The following is a 1,370-nucleotide window of genomic DNA, read 5'->3' as shown; positions in this document are numbered from 1 at the left end:
ACAGCTTCATGGAGCCGCAGCACGGGCACGACGAAGGCGCTGCGATCACGACCCGCTCGCGCGGAAGATGTTCCGGGAACGCCTTGCGTGATGGACGGCGGCGTAGCGCCGGAGCCGGCAACGAGGCCTGCAGCGCCGCAGCCTCTGCCGAGAGTTCGTCCTCCGTAGCCTTGGCCTCCAGCTCCTCAAGCTGCAGTTCCATTTGGTCGATGAGCCGCGCCGTGCGCTCCGATCGCTGGCCGTAGAGCTCGCGCCTGAGCTTCTGGATCATCAGCTTGAGGTGGGCGATCATCGCTTCGGTGGAGGACGCCGCGGCCTTTGCCTTCAGCGCTTCGGCGACGGCGTGGGACGCTGCAGTCTGTGCCTCGATCCTGGCCTGGCGCTCGCTGAGGATCATCGCATGAGCCGCCGCCAGATTGGCGGGAAGCGAGGGCGAAGTCGGCGATGAAGGGGCGGCGCTCACGACGGTGAGGGAATCACATCCTCCTGCAAACGCAAGCAAAAAGGCCTATCCGATCACCGTCGGACGCCAGGTCTCCACCGGATTGCGCCAGTCGATCCCGGAGAGCAGATAACCCATCTGTGCGGGCGTGATCGCGACGACCCCGTCGGCTGGCGAGGGCCATAGGAAGCGGCCCTTCTCAAGCCGTCGCACGTAGAGGCTCGCCGCCTGCCCGTCGTGCCAGATTACCTTCAAGAGATCGCCCCGGCGCCCGCGGAAGCAAAAGACGTGGCCGCCGAGCGGATCACGCTTCAACACCTCCTGCGCCAACAGCGCCAGTGAGGCGAACCCCTTCCGCATATCGGTGTGGCCAGTGGCAAGCCAGACCTTCACCCCAAGCGGAACCGGGATCATCGAAAGCCCTCAAGGCCCCGCGCCAACGCAAGCACCGCGTCGACCTCGACGCCGCCTTCGACGATGATCCGGCGCCCGGCGGACAGCACGATCTCAACCCGCGGCGACCGCTCCGGCCGCGATGTCGGATCCCGATCCCTGCTCGTGTCATCCAGCAGCGATGCCGGCACCGGTTCCGACAGCGGTGCCGGACTGGACGGCCCTGGATCCGACGCGACCGCCACAGCCAGGAAAGCGCCACAGGCCGGCCGCGCCTCCAGCCGTTCACGCCAGCGATAGATCTGCTGCGCCTGGATGCCGTGGCGCTTGGCCGTCGCGATCACGTTGCCGCTGGTCACAGACTCCGTCACGACAGCGCGCTTCTCTTGAGGACTCCAGCGGCGGCGCCGGACGTAGGTCGCATCGTCCATCCGAGCATCTCCAGCACCGATGCCAGCACCGATGCCGGATCAGATCACCGAAAAGCTGGACGCCGATAAACCTCCAAACAAGGCGGCCTTCGCCGGATGCGCAC

At 66.6% G+C, this 1,370-nt stretch carries 3 protein-coding genes; all 3 read right to left on the bottom strand.

Going from position 1 to position 1,370, the window contains the following annotated elements; all coding sequences use genetic code 11:
- Window positions 1–397, bottom strand: a 397-nt coding sequence (locus tag BM419_RS31595; protein ID WP_210188191.1) for a transposase, incomplete at its 3' end; no start/stop codon positions are given.
- Between the two features lie 111 nt (window positions 398–508).
- Complete coding sequence (gene tnpB, locus BM419_RS31590) at window positions 509–856, bottom strand: IS66 family insertion sequence element accessory protein TnpB (RefSeq protein WP_091928781.1); 348 nt, start codon at window positions 854–856, stop codon at window positions 509–511.
- Window positions 853–1,266 (bottom strand): transposase, encoded by a 414-nt coding sequence (locus BM419_RS31585; RefSeq protein ID WP_091928780.1) that lies wholly within the window; start codon window positions 1,264–1,266, stop codon window positions 853–855. Before BM419_RS31585 ends, tnpB begins: the two co-directional genes overlap by 4 nt.
- Window positions 1,267–1,370: the final 104 nt, after the last annotated feature.

The sequence above is a fragment of the Methylobacterium sp. yr668 genome (assembly GCF_900116245.1).
Lineage (GTDB): Bacteria > Pseudomonadota > Alphaproteobacteria > Rhizobiales > Beijerinckiaceae > Methylobacterium.
Note: the sequence above shows the minus strand (reverse complement) of the source record. Positions and strands in the feature narration are given on the sequence as shown.

Excerpts from the sequence above, each read along its gene's own strand:
- tnpB (WP_091928781.1), bottom strand. The coding sequence starts at position 856 with ATGATCCCGGTTCCGCTTGGGGTGAAGGTCTGGCTTGCCACTGGCCAC.
- BM419_RS31585 (WP_091928780.1), bottom strand. The coding sequence starts at position 1,266 with ATGGACGATGCGACCTACGTCCGGCGCCGCCGCTGGAGTCCTCAAGAG.